The following is a 16,125-nucleotide window of genomic DNA, read 5'->3' on the forward strand; positions in this document are numbered from 1 at the left end:
TGAGTACCTACACGGGTAATAACCCGGTACTACACAGGCTTACTTCAGCAACCCATCGGCCCGGAGCAGGGTTTCGAGGCAGTGTTCCTCAATGCCGTAGAACGCCTTGAGTTCTTGAATCTTCACCAGCAACTGCGCAGGGTCTACAGGCTCGGCGCGTTTGACCGCGAGGATCATTTTGTTCTTGTTGGTGTGTTCCAGCGAGATGAACTCAAACACCTTGGTGTCATAACCGCAGGCTTCCAGAAACAACGCCCGCAGGCTGTCTGTCACCATCTCGGCCTGCTGGCCCAGGTGCAGGCCGTATTGCAGCATCGGCTTGAGCAGCGCCGGGCTCTGGATTTGCAGGCGGATCTGCTTATGGCAGCACGGCGAACACATGATGATCGCGGCGCCCGAGCGGATGCCCATGTGAATCGCGTAATCGGTGGCGATGTCACAGGCATGCAGCGCGATCATCACGTCAATCGGCGTCGGTGCAAAACTGCGCACGTCACCATGCAGAAAGCTCAGGCCCGGATGCTCCAGACGCTGCGCCGCGTTATTGCACAACGTGACCATGTCTTCACGCAGCTCAACGCCGGTGACCACGCCTTCAGCGTGCAGGCTGTGGCGCAGGTAATCGTGAATCGCAAACGTGAGGTAGCCCTTGCCCGAACCGAAATCCACCACCTTGACCGGCTGATCCAGCGTGAGCGGCGAGCTGCTCAGCGCGTGGGAAAACACTTCAATGAACTTGTTGATCTGCTTCCACTTGCGCGACATGGCCGGGATCAGTTCTTGCTGTTTATTGGTCACGCCCAGATCAGCCAAAAACGGACGCGTCAGGTCCAGAAAGCGATTTTTCTCACGATTATGCTCAGCTGACGGCACTTCCCGCGCGTGCTGGCTTTTGCCCTTGAACAGTGAGCTTTTGCCTTTTTTGCTGTACTCCAGCTGCACTTCGTCGGTCAGGGTCAGCAGGTGCGCGTTCTTGAACGCTTGCGGCAACAAACCGGCAATCGTCGTCACCGCCTCGTCCAGCGGTAAATTCTTGGTGATATCGCGGGTTTTGTAGCGGTACACAAACGACAGGCAAGGCTGATCCTTGACCGTGACCTGCTTGATGATGACCCGCTGCAGCTCAGGCTCAGGCCCCACGTACTTGGCCAGCACCAGCTTGATAAACGAGTTTTGCGCCAGGCCGGTGTCCAGCAGGTTCAAAAATTGCGCACGATGATCCGGCGCAGACGCGGCGGTGGTAGCAGTCACTGACATTGAAAAAAGCGCCTCGGGGGATGCAGGAGGGGAAATCAGGAAAGGAATGGCGGCCATTTTAGGCGTGTTGGCCGCCATGAGCACGGGGTTATTTCAAGGGGCGTCAATTACAACACCACCAACCGATTCGGCAGTTGGTTACGCGGATGGGTTTTCGGGATGTGGGTGGCCAGCAGTTCAGCGCTGGCGTCGATGCAGGCAATGAACCCTTCGGCGGTATGGCCCAGCCCCACGCGACGCGTGAAATCGCTGACGATGGTGCCCCAGTCACTGTTGTCCAGATGCCGGGAAATGCCTTCGTCCACGATGATTTCGACGTAGCGCTCGGCCTCGCTGACAAAAATCAGTACGCCCGTGCGCCCTTCGGTGTGGTGCAGTTTTTGCTCAAGAAACTGGCGGCGCGCCAGGTTGCTCGCACGCCAGTGCCGTACGCGGGGCGGGATCAGCCGCGTGGTGATCGCAGGAATGCGAAAAATCAGGCTTAACACCACGAATGTGGCCCATTGCAGCATCAGCAAGGAATACGTCTGCATACCGGCCATGAAGAAGTGCACCAGTGCAGGCACCAGCAGCGCAATCAGGCTCGCCCACAACAAGGGGATGTAACTGTAGTCGTCTGCGCGCGGCGCCAGGACGGTGACGATTTCGGCGTCTGTGCGTTGTTCGGCACGGGTCACGGCGTCTTCGACCTGCCGTTGTTGCGCTTGTGTGAGTAAAGCCATGGGGATCAATGCTCGTCTAAAAATGAATTACCAGCCGCCAGAAGCACCGCCGCCGCCAAAACTGCCGCCACCGCCACTGAAGCCGCCACCTCCTCGGCCACCGCCGAAGCCGCCCCCGCCAAAGCCACCGGAGCGCGAACCGCCTGAGCCCCCGGCAGTACAAATGCCATAAAACTGGCAGGCGGCGACCACTATGACAAACAGGACAAATAGCAGCAGTACGACAAAGGGATGCTCGGCCATGAAATCACTGCCCTCCCCCTGGCCGCTGGCGTAGGCCGGTTCTGCCAGGGGATCGCCGCCCAGTACATGCAGCATCGCGGCCACACCGTCGCTGATGCCCTGACTGAACTGGCCCGCCTTGAACGCAGGGGTGATGACCTGGTTGAGGATGACGGACGACTGCGCGTCTGTCAGGCGGTCTTCCAGCCCATAACCGACCTCAATGCGCAGTTTGCGATCATCGCGGGCGACGATCAGCAATGCACCGTTGTTCTTGTCTTTTTGCCCGATGCCCCAGGCGCGCCCCAATTGGTAACCGAAGTCTTCAATGGAGGTGCCTTGCAGGTCAGGCACGGTGACCACCACCACTTGCTCGCCCGTGGCTTTTTCATGGCTTTCAAGGGTTTGCGTCAGCTGTTGACGCGTGGCGGGGTCGAGCATGTGGGCGTCATCGACCACGCGGCCGCTGAGCGCGGGAAAAGTCAACGCGTGCGCCGTGGCCATAAAAAGCCACAGCAACACGCAAAGACCCGGTTTCAATACGCGCATTAGCACCTCATCAATGGGACACAGCGCCTGTGGCCGCTGCCACAGGCTGGCACACGGGCCGAGCGTCAGAACTTCACTTCAGGCGCTTTGTCGGCGTCCGGGCTGGTGGCTTCGAACGTCGGACGCACGGGCAAATCGCTATACATCACGGCATGCCACAGACGCCCCGGGAAGGTGCGGATCTCGGTGTTGTAGCGCTCGACCGCGAGAATGAAGTCGCGACGGGCCACGCTGATGCGGTTTTCCGTGCCTTCGAGCTGCGATTGCAACGAGAGGAAGTTCTGGTTGGATTTGAGGTCCGGGTAGCGCTCGGAAACCACCATCAATCGGCTCAAGGCCCCAGTCAGCTGATTTTGCGCATCCTGAAACTGCTTGAGTTTTTCAGGGTTATTGAGGGTGCTGGCATCCACTTGAATCGAGGTGGCCTTGGCCCGCGCTTCAATCACTGCGGTCAGCGTCGCCTGCTCCTGTTTGGCCGCGCCCTTGACTGTCTCTACCAGGTTGGGGATCAGATCCGAACGACGCTGATATTGGTTTTGCACCTGTGACCAGGCCGCCTTGACCTGCTCGTCAAGGGTCGGAATGGTGTTGATACCGCATCCGGCCAAGACGCTGCTCATCAGCAGCAACGCCATGACTTTCCAGCCGGTGGCGGCCTGTACGCGTTGTATTCCCATGGTCGTGACGCTCCAAAATGATCGCATTGAATTCATAGACACCGCCTGCCCGAGAAAAACTCCATCGCCTTCATTGAATATCGCCAGCAGCACTGGATTGCGGGCAACGAATCAGATAAAAGACTTCTCGCATGTAGGGCTACTCCTACTAAAGATAGGGTAATTCTTTAGGTTAAGTAGTCCCTATCCCAATCCAGAACAATATCGCTTCAAGAGCGCAGGGCTTCCTCGCTTTATGTGAGCGGCTGCGTAGAAGAATTCCATGAGAAAAATGTGTTTGCTGGGCATCGCCATCAGCCTGGCCAGTTCCTGCGCGTGGGCGCAGACCCCGTCCGTCGCGCTGGAGCATAAAGCGGCGTTCATCACGGACTTGATGAACCGGATGACCCTCGATGAAAAAGTCGGGCAGTTGCGCCTTATCAGCATTGCGTCAGACATGCCGCGAGAGTTGATTCGCACGGAAATTGCGGCAGGCCGCATCGGCGGCACGTTCAACTCGGTGACGCGCCCCGAAAACCGCCCCATGCAAGACGCTGCCATGCGCAGCCGGCTGAAAATCCCGATGTTTTTTGCCTACGACGTGATTCACGGGCACCGCACCATTTTCCCGATCAGCCTGGCGCTGGCCTCCAGCTGGGACATGGACGCCATCGCCCTGAGCGGTCGGGTGTCGGCCAAAGAAGCCAGCGCCGACAGCCTTGACCTGACCTTTGCCCCGATGGTCGACATCGCCCGCGACCCGCGCTGGGGGCGCACCTCTGAAGGGTTCGGGGAAGACACCTACCTGGTCTCGCGCATCGCCAAAGTCATGGTGCAGGCGTATCAAGGCGTGTCCCCGGCCCTGCCCGGCAACATCATGGCCAGCGTCAAGCATTTCGCCCTGTATGGCGCCGTCGAAGGCGGCCGCGACTACAACATCGTCGACATGAGCCCGACGCGCATGTTTCAGGATTACCTGCCGCCTTACCACGCCGCTATTGACGCTGGCGCGGGCAGCGTGATGGTGGCGCTGAACTCGATCAACGGTGTACCGGCCACCTCCAACACCTGGCTGATGCAGGATTTGTTGCGCAAGCAATGGGGCTTCAAAGGCGTGGCGGTCAGTGACCACGGCGCGATTCTGGAACTGATCAAGCACGGCGTGGCCAAGGATGAGCGTGAAGCCGCCACGCTGGCGATCAAGGCCGGGGTCGACATGAGCATGAATGACCTGGTGTATGGCAAGGAGCTGCCGGGCTTGATCAGGTCCGGCAAAGTGCCACAAAGCGATCTGGACAACGCGGTGCGTGAAGTGCTGGGCGCCAAGTACGACATGGGCCTGTTTAAAGACCCGTACCTGCGTATCGGCAAAGCCGAAGACGACCCGGCTGACATCAATGCCGAAAGTCGCCTGCACCGGGCCGAGGCCCGCGAAGTGGCGCGCAAGAGCCAAGTGCTGCTCAAGAATGAATCGCGCACCCTGCCTTTGAACAAGCGGGCGAACATCGCGTTGATCGGGCCGCTGGCCGATTCGAAGATCGACATGCTCGGCAGCTGGTCGGGCGCCGGGGTTCCCGCGCAGTCGGTGACCGTGCTTGAAGGCTTGCGCGCTGCCGTGGGCAAACCGGGCACGCTGACCTACGCCCGTGGTGCCAACGTGACCGATGATCAGGCCGTGGTCGACTACCTCAATTACTCCAACCCCAACATGCTCGACCTGACCAACGACCCGCGCCCGGCGCAAGCGATGCTCGATGAAGCCGTCAAGGTGGCGCAACAGGCCGATGTGATTGTGGCCGTGGTAGGCGAAGCCCGGGGCATGTCCCACGAAGCGGCCAGCCGCACCGACCTCGACTTGCCTGCGACGCAACGCGCGTTGATTAGTGCCCTCAAGGCCACCGGCAAACCGCTGGTGCTGGTCTTGATGAATGGCCGCCCGCTGTCAATCGGCGATCAGGTGCAACAGGCCGATGCCGTGCTGGAAACCTGGTACAGCGGCACAGAAGGCGGCAATGCGATTGCCGACGTGCTGTTCGGTGACTACAACCCCTCGGGCAAGCTGCCGATCACCTTCCCCCGCTCGGTGGGCCAGATTCCGAGTTACTACAGCCACCTGCGCATCGGTCGACCGTTCACGCCGGGCAAGCCGGGCAACTACACCTCGCAGTATTTCGATGCCCCGAACACCCCGCTCTACCCGTTCGGTTATGGCTTGAGCTACACCGACTTCAGTGTGTCGGCGCCGCAACTGTCGGCCAACACCCTCAAGCCAGGGTCAGCCCTGACGGCCAGCGTGACGGTGAAGAACACCGGGCAGCGCGCCGGTGAAACCGTGGTGCAGCTTTATATACAGGACGTGAGTGCGTCGATGAGCCGCCCCATCAAAGAGCTGAAAAACTTCCAGAAGCTGATGCTCCAGCCGGGGGAAGAAAAGGTCGTGCAGTTCAGCATCGACGAAGACGCCCTGAAGTTTTACAACACCCAACTCCAGTACGCTGCCGAACCCGGCGAATTCAACGTGCAAATTGGCCTGGATTCGCAAAACGTCCAGCAGACGAGTTTCCAACTGCTCTGACGACGCCGCCGGGGAGGCTTTGAACGGTCTTCCCGGCACTTCTTGAGCGCAATATCCGCTTGACCTTTTCGATCTTTGCGCCCGCCTCAAAATGCGTTCGGACAGCGCTGTTTTTTGTGGTAGGGTTCGCGCCCTCAAAATCCAGCGCGCCCGATTTCATCCCGGCAAAAACAGTGACAGACGGTGGAATGCCGGTGTCATGCGGCCTACGTGGAGATTCGAGGGTTCATACACAAATTACACACAGGGTTATCCACAGGTGGTGCATTGCACACCTCCTGTAAAACGCATATCTTGTATCAATTCCGCCAAAAGACCCCACATATAGGGTTTTAGGGCAAAAACCCAACACAACTCAGCCGAGAATTTCAAGTGCTTTTCTCGCCCCTGTCGGGTTGAACCAAACAGCGTTTTCAAAGCCCAAACCGCTCATGCGGATGGCAACCGTTTTCCAGCGCTGGCGCGGAAAGCGGCCCGGGTGTTGCAGTACAAAGACTGTCACCCACCAGGAATAAGATTTGAGGCGGTATGCGCAAATCTGAGACTTCGGCAAGGAAGCGGCCAAAACACCCCTTTCTGTACGTCCCGAGGTCGTTATGCCCGGTTTATCCCCGGTTGTAGTGCGTCAGGACGGAACGGTGGGCACCTTTTTGAGGCGCCCAAATAAACATAGAGAATGTGGAGACACCCATGCAAACCGACTCAACTCGCGAGAACTCGCAGGGCACCGCGTCGCAGAACGATTCAAATCTGGATCTGTCGGCAACTGCGCCAGGCCAATTGCGCGTGATCAAGCGTAACGGAACCGTCGTTCCTTACACCGATGACAAGATCACCGTCGCCATCACCAAAGCGTTTCTTGCAGTTGAAGGCGGCAATGCAGCCGCTTCGTCACGCATTCACGACACCGTTGCCCGCCTGACCGAACAGGTCACCGCAACCTTCAAGCGTCGCATGCCTTCGGGCGGCACCATCCACATCGAAGAAATCCAGGACCAGGTTGAACTGGCCCTGATGCGTGCCGGCGAGCAGAAAGTGGCCCGCGACTACGTGATCTACCGCGATGCCCGCTCCAAGGAGCGCGCCACCCGCGCACCGGCCGAAGACGCCGTGCAAGCGCACCCGTCGATCCGCATCACCCGCGCCGACGGCAGCTTCGCGCCGCTGGACATGGGCCGCCTAAACACCATCGTCACCGAGGCCTGCGAAGGCCTGGAAGAAGTGGACGGCGACCTGATCCAGCGCGAAACCCTGAAAAACCTGTACGACGGCGTGGCCCTGAGCGACGTCAACACCGCGCTGGTGATGACGGCCCGCACCCTGGTTGAGCGTGAGCCGAACTACTCGTTCGTGACCGCCCGCCTGCTGATGGACACCTTGCGTGCCGAAGGCCTGAATTTCCTCAATGTTGCCGAAAGCGCCACTCACCACGAGATGGCCGACCTGTACGCCAAGGCGCTGCCTGCTTACATTGCCAAAGGTATTGAGTTCGACCTGCTGAACCCGGTGCTGGCCACCTTCGACCTGGAAAAACTGGGCAAGGCGATCAACCACGAGCGCGATCAGCAGTTCACCTACCTAGGCCTGCAAACCCTGTACGACCGTTACTTCATCCACAAGGATGGCGTGCGTTTCGAACTGCCGCAGATCTTCTTCATGCGTGTGGCCATGGGCCTGGCGATCGAAGAGAAGCAAAAAGAAGACCGCGCCATCGAGTTCTACAACCTGTTGTCGTCCTTCGACTACATGTCGTCGACACCGACCCTGTTCAACGCCGGCACTCAGCGTCCACAGCTGTCCAGCTGCTACCTGACCACCGTGCCGGACGACCTGTCGGGCATTTACCACGCGATCCACGACAACGCCATGTTGTCCAAATTCGCAGGCGGCCTGGGCAACGACTGGACCCCGGTACGTGCGCTCGGCTCATGGATCAAAGGCACCAACGGCAAATCCCAGGGCGTGGTGCCGTTCCTCAAGGTGGTCAACGACACCGCCGTCGCCGTGAACCAGGGTGGCAAGCGCAAGGGCGCCGTGTGCGCTTACCTTGAAACCTGGCACATGGACATCGAAGAGTTCATCGAGCTGCGCAAGAACACCGGTGATGACCGTCGTCGTACCCACGACATGAACACCGCCAACTGGATCCCTGACCTGTTCATGAAGCGCGTCTTCGATGACGGCAAGTGGACCCTGTTCTCGCCCTCCGAAGTACCGGACCTGCACGACCTGACCGGCAAAGCCTTCGAAGAGCGTTACGAGTACTACGAAGCCCTGACCGAGTACCCGGGCAAGGTCAAGCTGTTCAAGACCATCCAGGCCAAAGACCTGTGGCGCAAAATGCTGTCCATGCTGTTTGAAACCGGCCACCCATGGCTGACCTTCAAAGACCCGTGCAACCTGCGCAGCCCGCAGCAGCACGTGGGTGTGGTTCACAGCTCGAACCTGTGCACCGAGATCACCCTGAACACCAACAAGGATGAAATCGCGGTCTGCAACCTGGGCTCGATCAACCTGCCGAACCACATCGTGGACGGCAAGCTGGACACCGCCAAGCTCAAGCGCACCATCGACGTGGCCGTGCGCATGCTCGATAACGTGATCGACATCAACTACTACTCGGTGCCGCAAGCGCGTAACTCGAACTTCAAGCACCGTCCGGTCGGCCTGGGGATCATGGGCTTCCAGGACGCGCTGTACCTGCAGCACATTCCGTATGCTTCGCAAGCAGCGGTCGAGTTTGCCGACAAGTCGATGGAAGCGGTCAGCTACTACGCCATTCAGGCGTCCTGCGACCTGGCTGACGAGCGTGGCGCTTACGAGACGTTCCAGGGCTCGCTGTGGTCCAAAGGCATCCTGCCACTGGATTCGCAACAGATCCTGATCGAACAGCGCGGCCAGAAGTACATCGACGTTGACCTGAACGAATCCCTGGACTGGGCACCGGTTCGCGCCCGTGTTCAGAAAGGCATTCGTAACTCCAACATCATGGCCATCGCACCGACCGCGACCATTGCCAACATTACTGGCGTCTCGCAGTCGATCGAACCGACCTACCAGAACCTGTACGTGAAATCGAACCTGTCGGGCGAATTCACCGTGATCAACCCGTACCTGGTTCGCGACCTCAAGGCCCGCGGCCTGTGGGACTCGGTCATGATCAACGACCTGAAGTACTACGACGGTTCCGTGCAGCAGATCGAACGCATCCCGCAAGAGCTCAAAGAGCTGTACGCCACTGCGTTTGAAGTCGACACCAAGTGGATCGTTGACGCTGCCAGCCGCCGCCAGAAGTGGATCGACCAGGCTCAGTCGCTGAACCTGTACATCGCGGGCGCCTCGGGCAAGAAGCTGGACGTCACCTACCGCATGGCGTGGTACCGCGGCCTGAAAACCACGTACTACCTCCGTGCCCTGGCTGCCACCAGCACCGAGAAGTCCACCGTCAACACTGGCAAGCTCAACGCCGTATCGAGCGGCAACAAAAGTGAAGACGTCGCCGCCGCCCCTGCGGGCCCGGCTCCGGTGCCAAAAGCATGCGCCATTGACGAGCCGGATTGCGAAGCGTGTCAATAAGCTGAGCTGTCCAGCGGGTCACACCGCTTGACTGAAACCCCCGTTAAACCCTGGCAACAGTTGGGTTTAACGGGGGTTTTGTTTTGGCGGGTGAAAAATCCAGCGCCCCTTGACTCGAACAGCTATGACGCGGAGCTCCGTGCCAGGCCGTGATGAATCTGCAGGCGAAAAAAAGCCCCTCACTCGAGGGGCTTTTTGAAGACGCATTCGCCCATCAGGTCATCTGAATGATGGTCTGCATGATGGTGCTCTGGGTGGAGATGGTCTTGGCGTTCGCCTGGTAGTTGCTTTGCGCCTTGATCAGGTCAACCAGCTCGTTGGTCAGGTTCACGTTGGAGTCTTCCAGCGAGTTGGACTGGATTGCCCCCAGGGTACCGACCTTCGGTGCGTCGTAACCGGCCTGGCCCGAAGCGAATGTCTCTTTCCACGCCGTGCCGCCCACAGGCTGCAAGCCTTGTTCGTTGGTGAAGCTGGCCAGGGAGATCTGTCCGATGGCACGGCTCTGGTTGTTGCTGAAGTTAGCAAACATCACGCCCGAGCCATCGATGGTCAGGTTGGTGATCTGGCCAGTGGCGTAGCCGTCCTGAGTCGGCGGGTTGCGCGAGGTGTCAGTGTTGTACTGGGTGGTTTTGGCCATGTTGATGGCAATACCGCCATCTTTGGCGGCTGCACCGTTAGAAACCCACGCACCGTTGACAGTGGCGCCCGGCACCCAGTCAGTCACCGTCAAGGTGCTGCTGATGATGTCCGGTTCGCCCGGCACCGGGTTTGGCGTGGTGACGCTGGTCAGGGCGCCTGCAGAATCAAACACCATGGTCGAAGGCACTGGGTCCTTGGCGCCCGTTCCCGTCACCGGGCTGCCGTCCGGGTTGCGGCCATCGACGAGGGTGTAGGCTTTCCAGGTGTTGGAGTCCGTTTTCACCATGTACTGATCCATCTCATGGGGGTTGCCCTGAGTGTCGTAGATGGTGGTGGAGAATTTTCTGGAGTAGCTCTCGGACTTCAGCGGATCGAACTTGTTGGCCACCTGATCGACCACATCACTGGTCGAGTTCAAGTTGATGGTCGATTCCACCGAGCCGCTGGCGCGTGGCGCCAGGTTCGAGGTGTCGATGCGCAGGTCGGTCAGTACGCCGTTGACGATCTTGCCGTTGGCGTCAACGCCATAGCCTTGCAAGCGCGCGGTCCCGTCGGTGTTGGTCACGAAGCCGTCTTTATCGGCCTTGAACGTACCGGCACGGGTATAGCTCAGGGAGCCGTTGTCGCTCAGCACAAAAAAACCGTTGCCCTGGATGCCCATGTCCAACAGGTTGCCCGTGTTGTTGATAGCGCCCTGACCAAAGTTCTGCGAGACGTTGGCCAGGTTCACACCGCTGCCGATGGTTTTGCTGCCAATGCCCAGCTTGCTGGCCGAGTAAATGTCCGAGAACTCGGCACGGGACGATTTGAAGCCGGATGTGGCGACGTTGGCGATGTTGTTGCCGGTCACGTCGAGTTGCTTGCTGGCCGCATAGAGGCCGCTAAGGCCGATATTGAAAGACATGTTGCACTCCTTAAGGCGTATGAGTCGGCTTAGAGGCCAATGGTCTGGACTTTGGACATGCCAATGCTGCCCAGGCCTGCGAGATTGAGCATCACTTCCCCCCCCGTCTTGCTCAGCGTCACACTGTTGACAGTGGCGGGCAGGTACGTGGTGAGGGCCGTGGTTCCGGTGTCAGTTTTTGTCGACGCGGTGAAGGTGTAGTTGCCCTTGGGCATCAGTTCACCGTCATCGTTTTTGCCGTCCCAGGTGAAATCGACATTGCCCGCTTTCTGGGCGCCCATTTCGAGGGTTCGGACCACAACGCCATCGGCATCGGTGATCTTGATGGTGGGTGAGGAGTTAGCATCTTTGACCACCACGGTGCCGTTGAACGGCTTCTCGCTGGCAGGGTCCACCAAGGCTTCACCGGTTTGCACGATCACGGAACGCCCTACCAGCGACGAAGCCTGCAGCGCCTGCGAGGATTGCAAGCCGCCGGTGATGGCCGTCACCGATTCGTTCAGGGACGTGATGCCTTCCAGGCTGCTGAACTGGGCCAACTGCGCAACGAATGCGGTGTTGTCCTGCGGGTCCAGCGGGTTCTGGTTTTTCAACTGGGTGACCAGCAATTGCATGAACGCATCTTTGCCCAATGCCTTGCTGTTGCCCGCCACGGCCTTGGAAGCAGCCGCAAGGCTGGTGTCCGTGGCCTTGGCCTGAGAGGAGTTGGCCAGCACCTGATTAAGGGTCTTGTTGCTGACGGAATCGGTCACACTCATTTGCGTCGTTCCTTATCACTGACCGAGGGTCAGGACCTTCTGCATCATGGTTTTGGCGGTGTTCATCATTTCTGCGTTGGTCTGGAACGAACGACTGGCGGAAATCATGTCAGCCATTTCTTCAACCACGTTGACGTTGGGGTAGTACACATACCCCTTGGCGTCGGCAGAAGGATGGTTCGGTTCGTAGCGGGCTTCGAGGTTGCTCTGGTCTTCGACCACGCCCAGTACTTGTACGCCCTGCCCGGCGGCATCCTGATTCTGGAACAGCGAATCGCCTGTGCCGTTTTGCGCACCTTGAAACATGGTGGCAAACACCGGGTGCCGTGCGCGGTAAGTCTGGTCGATGCTCGACGACACGGTTTCGGCGTTGGCAATGTTACTGGCCACGGTGTTCAGGCGCGTGGTCTGAGCACTCATGCCGCTACCGGCAATATTGAAAACACTGGCTAGAGACATGGATTACTCTCCGCGCAGGGCTGACACCAGCCCTTTGAATTTACTGTTGAGCAGGGTGAAGCTGGCCTGGAAGTTGACCGCGTTCTCTGCGTAATTCGATTGTTCGAGCTGAGCGTCGACCGTGTTTTGGTCGATGGAGGGCTGCATCGGCGTGCGGTACAACAGCGATTCATCGCCGCTGCTCAAGCCCTGGGCTTCGATGTGGCGACTGTTGGTCATGTTCAAGGCAAAGCTGCCGTTCTTGTTCTTGTCATTCTGTGCAGCGAGCACAGAAGCAAAATCCAGATCCCGAGCCTTGTAGTTCGGGGTGTCGGCGTTGGCGATGTTATTGGCCAGGACTTCAGCGCGCTGGGCGCGAAAACCCAGGGCTTGCTCATGGATACCGAGCGCTTTATCGAAGCTGATGCTCATGTCGAAAAACCTTTGTGGGCTGACCTGAACATGTGGTTCAGGTCCTTCTTGCTCTGGATAGAGCAAACCCCGTGCCAATATTCACATGCCCGTATTTCAAGGCTTTGCCGGGGGCTGGGGCGCGGCAATGCCAGAAAAGCGGCAATCACTGACCGCCGACTGCCGCTTTTCTGCCGCTTTGTTGCACGGGACACTCGCACCGCCGCCCCGCAGCGCCATAAAAAACGGGAGCCTTGTGGGCTCCCGTTAGGATTACTTGGCCTGGTAGATGATCCCCGGGCTGCACTGGATCATCTGGTAGTGATCCGGCAACCCGTTGAGCGCTTCGGAGGCGCCCAGGAATAAATAGCCGCCCGGCTTCAAGGTGCTGTGAATGCGCAACAGGATGTCTTTTTTGACCTCTGCCGAGAAATAGATCAGCACGTTGCGGCAGAACACCATGTCGAACTTGCCCAACCCGGCGTAACTGTCCAGCAGGTTGAACGAGCGAAACTCCACACGGCTCTTGATCGGCGCCTTGACCATCCAGCGCCCCGGCCCTTTAGGCTCGAAGTAACGCTGCAAGCGCTCCTGGGACAAACCGCGGCCGATCGCCAGGCTGTCGTACTCGCCGGTCTTGCAGTTGTTGAGCATCAGGCTGGACAGGTCGGTGGCAACAATTTGCACCCCCGCTTTCAATTGCCCGAGGTTGCTGCGCTCAAACTCATCGATGGCCATCGACAGCGAATACGGTTCCTGCCCCGAAGAGCAGGCGGCCGACCAGATGCGTAAACGTTGCCCCGGATGGGCCTTGGTCAACTCAGGCAGGACTTTGTTTTTCAGCACTTCAAAGGGGTAGGTATCGCGAAACCACAGGGTTTCGTTGGTGGTCATCGCATCGACCACCTGCTCACGCAGCCCGCTGCGGGGCTGGCTCTGGATGCGCTGAATCAGCTCACCCAGTGATTTGATACCTTGCTGTTCCATCAGCTTGTTCAGTCGGCTGGAAACAAGGTACTGCTTGTTCTCCCCTAGCAAAATGCCACAGGCTTTTTCCAGGAAAACCCGGAACTGCTCAAAATCCAAATTAGCCGTAGACAAATGATCCTGCCTCTATAAATCGTGTTGACCGCCAAGGACTGCGTCCTTAGCTGTGATCTGCTTCTTTGATCCGGTCGACGACCCGGGATGCCAGGTCATCAGGGCGGAATTTTGCCAGAAAGTCATTGGCGCCGACTTTCTTGACCATCGCCTGATTGAATACCCCGGACAGCGAAGTGTGCAGAATGATGTGTAAATTTTGCATGCGCGGATCGCTACGGATTTCAGACGTCAGGGTGTAACCGTCCATTTCCGGCATCTCGATGTCCGAGATCATCATCAGAAACTCTTCTGACGGGTCCTTGCCCTCGTCCACCAGTTTGCGCAGATATTCCAGCGCCTGGCGACCATCATTAAGCGAGACCACTTCCACGCCCACCGTTTGCAGGCAACGTGACACCTGCTTGCGCGCCACTGACGAGTCATCGACCGTCAGCACCCGCAACGACACGGCCTTGGTGTGGGTGTCGACATCGACCACCCCGTGGGAAATGCTTTCCGATGACGGCGAAACCTCTGACAGGATTTTTTCAACGTCGATGATTTCGACCAGTTGATTGTCCAGCCGTGTCACCGCCGTCAGGTAGTGGTCACGCCCCGTGCCTTTGGGCGGCGGATGGATCTCTTCCCAGTTCATGTTGACGATGCGCTCGACCGCGCCCACGAGAAACCCCTGAGTCTTGGTGTTGTACTCCGTGATAATCACAAACGGGCTGCTTTGATCTTTCAGCGCGCCTGAACCGGTGGCCATGGCCAAATCCAGAATCGGAATGGTCGCCCCCCGAATACTCGCAACACCGCACACCACAGGATGGGATTTGGGCATCACGGTCAGCTTGGGGCATTGCAGCACCTCGCGCACCTTGAACACGTTAATCCCGTACAGCTGTGGCCCATCCAGGCGAAACAACAACAGTTCCAGGCGGTTCTGCCCGACCAGTTGTGTGCGCTGGTTAACCGAATCCATCACCCCAGCCATACACGGTTCCCCTTAGAAACTTTAAGTTGCGACGCACATCGCCCGGTAAACGGCACGGGCTTTGCTATTTATCCGCCATGAATGCAAAAACGACAATTTCTTGCCACCGGCCGATCCTTCAGACGCTGCGCCTTCGCTGTGCAAGTATGCTTGCGGCTGTCTGCCTGATAAGCGTGGGCACACAGTCATACGCAGATGGATTTACTTCTCCTACACAGCTTATCGGCGTGACCCAAGGCTTTCTTGAATTCACCGTCGAAGACTACCTTGCCACTGGTCAGATAGAAGGCCGCTACGAGATTCAGGTCAATAACCTTGATCCGCGCTTGCGCCTCGCTCAGTGCGACAAGGAATTGACAGCCACCCTCGAAAGCCCGGCGCAACCCATGGGCCGCGTGACGGTGCGTGTGCGCTGTGAGGGTAGCTCGCCCTGGACCATTTTTGTCCCGGCACAGGTAAAGTTATTTCGCGAGGTGGTGACCGTGCTCCACCCCCTCAAACGCGGCACGATCATCAGCGATGACGATGTGGTGTTGCGCGAGCGCGACGTGGGCCTGATCACGCAGGGTTACATGACCGCCGTGGAACTGGTAGTCGGGCAAAAACTCCTGCGGCCCATGGTCACCGATCAGGTGCTGACCCTGACGCACCTGGAGCAAGCGGCTGTGGTGCGCAAGGGCGATCAAGTGGTGATCAATGCCCGTAGCGGCACCTTGACGGTGAGAATGCCCGGCGAAGCCCTGTCCGACGGCGGCCTCAGTGAACAGGTGCGGGTGAAGAACCTGAACTCCAAACGGGTTATCAAAGCGCGCATTACCGGGCCGGGGCAAGTGGAGGTGGCTTTGTAGGACAGTTGGCATACGTCTCTCAACTTTCCTACACTGTCGCTTGACGCAGATCAGTACGGTTGCGCGTCGCCGTATGATTAATCGTGCCTAAAGTTTTCTCGGGTATGGCCGAAAACATGGCAAGCGTCCAAATACCCAGAGGTTTTCCATCATGGTCATCGACTTCAGTCGCCTTAACAACGCCGCGCCTTTAACCGGCACTGCGCGCAGCAACAGCAGTCAGGAAGCAGGCAGCGCCACTAAATCGGCCCCTGCCACTCAGGAGCAAACGGGCGTCAGCGCCCCGAGCGGTGAATCTGTGCACCTCAGTGACGGGGCACAACAATTGCAAAAAATCAGCGATTCGCTGCGCGATCAACCGATTGTCGACAAAGGCCGAGTGGCCGAGTTGAAACAAGCCATCGCCGACGGCACCTACACCGTCGACAGCAATCGGGTTGCCAGCAAATTGCTCAACTTGGAAGCCCAGCGCTAGCCCTTGGGGCAAGCG

General features: G+C 58.6%; 15 protein-coding genes. 4 read left to right on the forward strand and 11 right to left on the reverse strand.

All coding sequences use genetic code 11. The features are described 5' to 3' along the window. Positions 1-39: 39 nt before the first annotated feature. The 4 genes from IF654_RS16405 to IF654_RS16420 form a co-directional block, all read right to left on the reverse strand. Entirely contained in the window at positions 40-1,257 is a 1,218-nt protein-coding gene (locus tag IF654_RS16405; protein ID WP_047278048.1) for a class I SAM-dependent methyltransferase, read from the reverse strand. 107 nt (positions 1,258-1,364) lie between these two features. After that, on the reverse strand, positions 1,365-1,979 hold the full coding sequence (locus IF654_RS16410; RefSeq protein WP_194862224.1) for a TPM domain-containing protein: 615 nt from the start codon (positions 1,977-1,979) through the stop codon (positions 1,365-1,367). A 27-nt stretch (positions 1,980-2,006) separates the two neighbouring features. Beyond that, complete coding sequence (locus IF654_RS23135; RefSeq protein ID WP_047276805.1) at positions 2,007-2,750, reverse strand: TPM domain-containing protein; 744 nt, start codon at positions 2,748-2,750, stop codon at positions 2,007-2,009. 65 nt (positions 2,751-2,815) lie between these two features. Further along, the gene (locus tag IF654_RS16420; protein WP_047276808.1) at positions 2,816-3,427 is read right to left on the reverse strand and encodes a LemA family protein; all 612 of its coding nucleotides are present in this window, start codon (positions 3,425-3,427) and stop codon (positions 2,816-2,818) included. A gap of 262 nt (positions 3,428-3,689) precedes the next feature. Between IF654_RS16420 and bglX the strand changes: the two genes are divergently transcribed. Then, positions 3,690-5,981, forward strand: coding sequence for a beta-glucosidase BglX (bglX, locus tag IF654_RS16425; protein ID WP_083333338.1), 2,292 nt, complete (start codon positions 3,690-3,692; stop codon positions 5,979-5,981). Between the two features lie 355 nt (positions 5,982-6,336). Here the strand turns inward: bglX and IF654_RS16430 are convergent, their stop codons facing one another. Further along, positions 6,337-6,546 carry a hypothetical protein gene (locus IF654_RS16430; protein ID WP_141228740.1) on the reverse strand — a complete coding sequence of 70 codons (210 nt, stop codon included), beginning with the start codon at positions 6,544-6,546 and terminating at the stop codon, positions 6,337-6,339. A gap of 125 nt (positions 6,547-6,671) precedes the next feature. Between IF654_RS16430 and IF654_RS16435 the strand changes: the two genes are divergently transcribed. After that, positions 6,672-9,557 carry a ribonucleoside-diphosphate reductase subunit alpha gene (locus IF654_RS16435; protein ID WP_047276812.1) on the forward strand — a complete coding sequence of 962 codons (2,886 nt, stop codon included), beginning with the start codon at positions 6,672-6,674 and terminating at the stop codon, positions 9,555-9,557. Positions 9,558-9,771: 214 nt separating this feature from the next. Here the strand turns inward: IF654_RS16435 and flgE are convergent, their stop codons facing one another. The 6 genes from flgE to IF654_RS16465 all read right to left on the reverse strand — a co-directional run bounded on the left by flgE (position 9,772) and on the right by IF654_RS16465 (position 14,787). Further along, on the reverse strand, positions 9,772-11,100 hold the full coding sequence (gene flgE / locus IF654_RS16440) for a flagellar hook protein FlgE (RefSeq protein ID WP_047281033.1): 1,329 nt from the start codon (positions 11,098-11,100) through the stop codon (positions 9,772-9,774). Positions 11,101-11,129: 29 nt separating this feature from the next. After that, positions 11,130-11,858, reverse strand: a complete 729-nt coding sequence (flgD, locus tag IF654_RS16445) for a flagellar hook assembly protein FlgD (RefSeq protein ID WP_047276815.1) — start codon at positions 11,856-11,858, stop codon at positions 11,130-11,132. 15 nt (positions 11,859-11,873) lie between these two features. Further along, a complete protein-coding gene (gene flgC, locus IF654_RS16450) occupies positions 11,874-12,317 on the reverse strand; it encodes a flagellar basal body rod protein FlgC (protein WP_047276817.1) in 444 nt (147 codons plus the stop codon). A 3-nt stretch (positions 12,318-12,320) separates the two neighbouring features. Further along, entirely contained in the window at positions 12,321-12,728 is a 408-nt protein-coding gene (flgB, locus tag IF654_RS16455) for a flagellar basal body rod protein FlgB (RefSeq protein WP_047276819.1), read from the reverse strand. 252 nt (positions 12,729-12,980) lie between these two features. Beyond that, positions 12,981-13,808: a protein-glutamate O-methyltransferase CheR gene (cheR, locus tag IF654_RS16460; protein WP_047276821.1), complete on the reverse strand. Its 828-nt coding sequence runs from the start codon at positions 13,806-13,808 to the stop codon at positions 12,981-12,983. A gap of 46 nt (positions 13,809-13,854) precedes the next feature. After that, a complete protein-coding gene (locus tag IF654_RS16465; RefSeq protein WP_047276825.1) occupies positions 13,855-14,787 on the reverse strand; it encodes a chemotaxis protein CheV in 933 nt (310 codons plus the stop codon). A gap of 77 nt (positions 14,788-14,864) precedes the next feature. Between IF654_RS16465 and flgA the strand changes: the two genes are divergently transcribed. Further along, positions 14,865-15,635 carry a flagellar basal body P-ring formation chaperone FlgA gene (gene flgA / locus IF654_RS16470; RefSeq protein WP_047276827.1) on the forward strand — a complete coding sequence of 257 codons (771 nt, stop codon included), beginning with the start codon at positions 14,865-14,867 and terminating at the stop codon, positions 15,633-15,635. Between the two features lie 151 nt (positions 15,636-15,786). Beyond that, entirely contained in the window at positions 15,787-16,110 is a 324-nt protein-coding gene (gene flgM, locus IF654_RS16475; RefSeq protein ID WP_194862223.1) for a flagellar biosynthesis anti-sigma factor FlgM, read from the forward strand. Positions 16,111-16,125 lie beyond the last annotated feature (15 nt).

This window comes from Pseudomonas lundensis, from assembly GCF_015377145.2.
In the GTDB taxonomy this organism is placed as follows: Bacteria; Pseudomonadota; Gammaproteobacteria; order Pseudomonadales; family Pseudomonadaceae; genus Aquipseudomonas; species Aquipseudomonas lundensis.

Coding starts and splice junctions, on each gene's coding strand:
- IF654_RS16405 (WP_047278048.1), bottom strand. CDS start 1,257: ATGTCAGTGACTGCTACCACCGCCGCGTCTGCGCCGGATCATCGTGCG.
- IF654_RS16410 (WP_194862224.1), bottom strand. CDS start 1,979: ATGGCTTTACTCACACAAGCGCAACAACGGCAGGTCGAAGACGCCGTG.
- IF654_RS23135 (WP_047276805.1), bottom strand. CDS start 2,750: ATGCGCGTATTGAAACCGGGTCTTTGCGTGTTGCTGTGGCTTTTTATG.
- IF654_RS16420 (WP_047276808.1), bottom strand. CDS start 3,427: ATGGGAATACAACGCGTACAGGCCGCCACCGGCTGGAAAGTCATGGCG.
- bglX (WP_083333338.1), top strand. CDS start 3,690: ATGAGAAAAATGTGTTTGCTGGGCATCGCCATCAGCCTGGCCAGTTCC.
- IF654_RS16435 (WP_047276812.1), top strand. CDS start 6,672: ATGCAAACCGACTCAACTCGCGAGAACTCGCAGGGCACCGCGTCGCAG.
- flgE (WP_047281033.1), bottom strand. CDS start 11,100: ATGTCTTTCAATATCGGCCTTAGCGGCCTCTATGCGGCCAGCAAGCAA.
- flgD (WP_047276815.1), bottom strand. CDS start 11,858: ATGAGTGTGACCGATTCCGTCAGCAACAAGACCCTTAATCAGGTGCTG.
- flgC (WP_047276817.1), bottom strand. CDS start 12,317: ATGTCTCTAGCCAGTGTTTTCAATATTGCCGGTAGCGGCATGAGTGCT.
- flgB (WP_047276819.1), bottom strand. CDS start 12,728: ATGAGCATCAGCTTCGATAAAGCGCTCGGTATCCATGAGCAAGCCCTG.
- IF654_RS16465 (WP_047276825.1), bottom strand. CDS start 14,787: ATGGCTGGGGTGATGGATTCGGTTAACCAGCGCACACAACTGGTCGGG.
- flgA (WP_047276827.1), top strand. CDS start 14,865: ATGAATGCAAAAACGACAATTTCTTGCCACCGGCCGATCCTTCAGACG.
- flgM (WP_194862223.1), top strand. CDS start 15,787: ATGGTCATCGACTTCAGTCGCCTTAACAACGCCGCGCCTTTAACCGGC.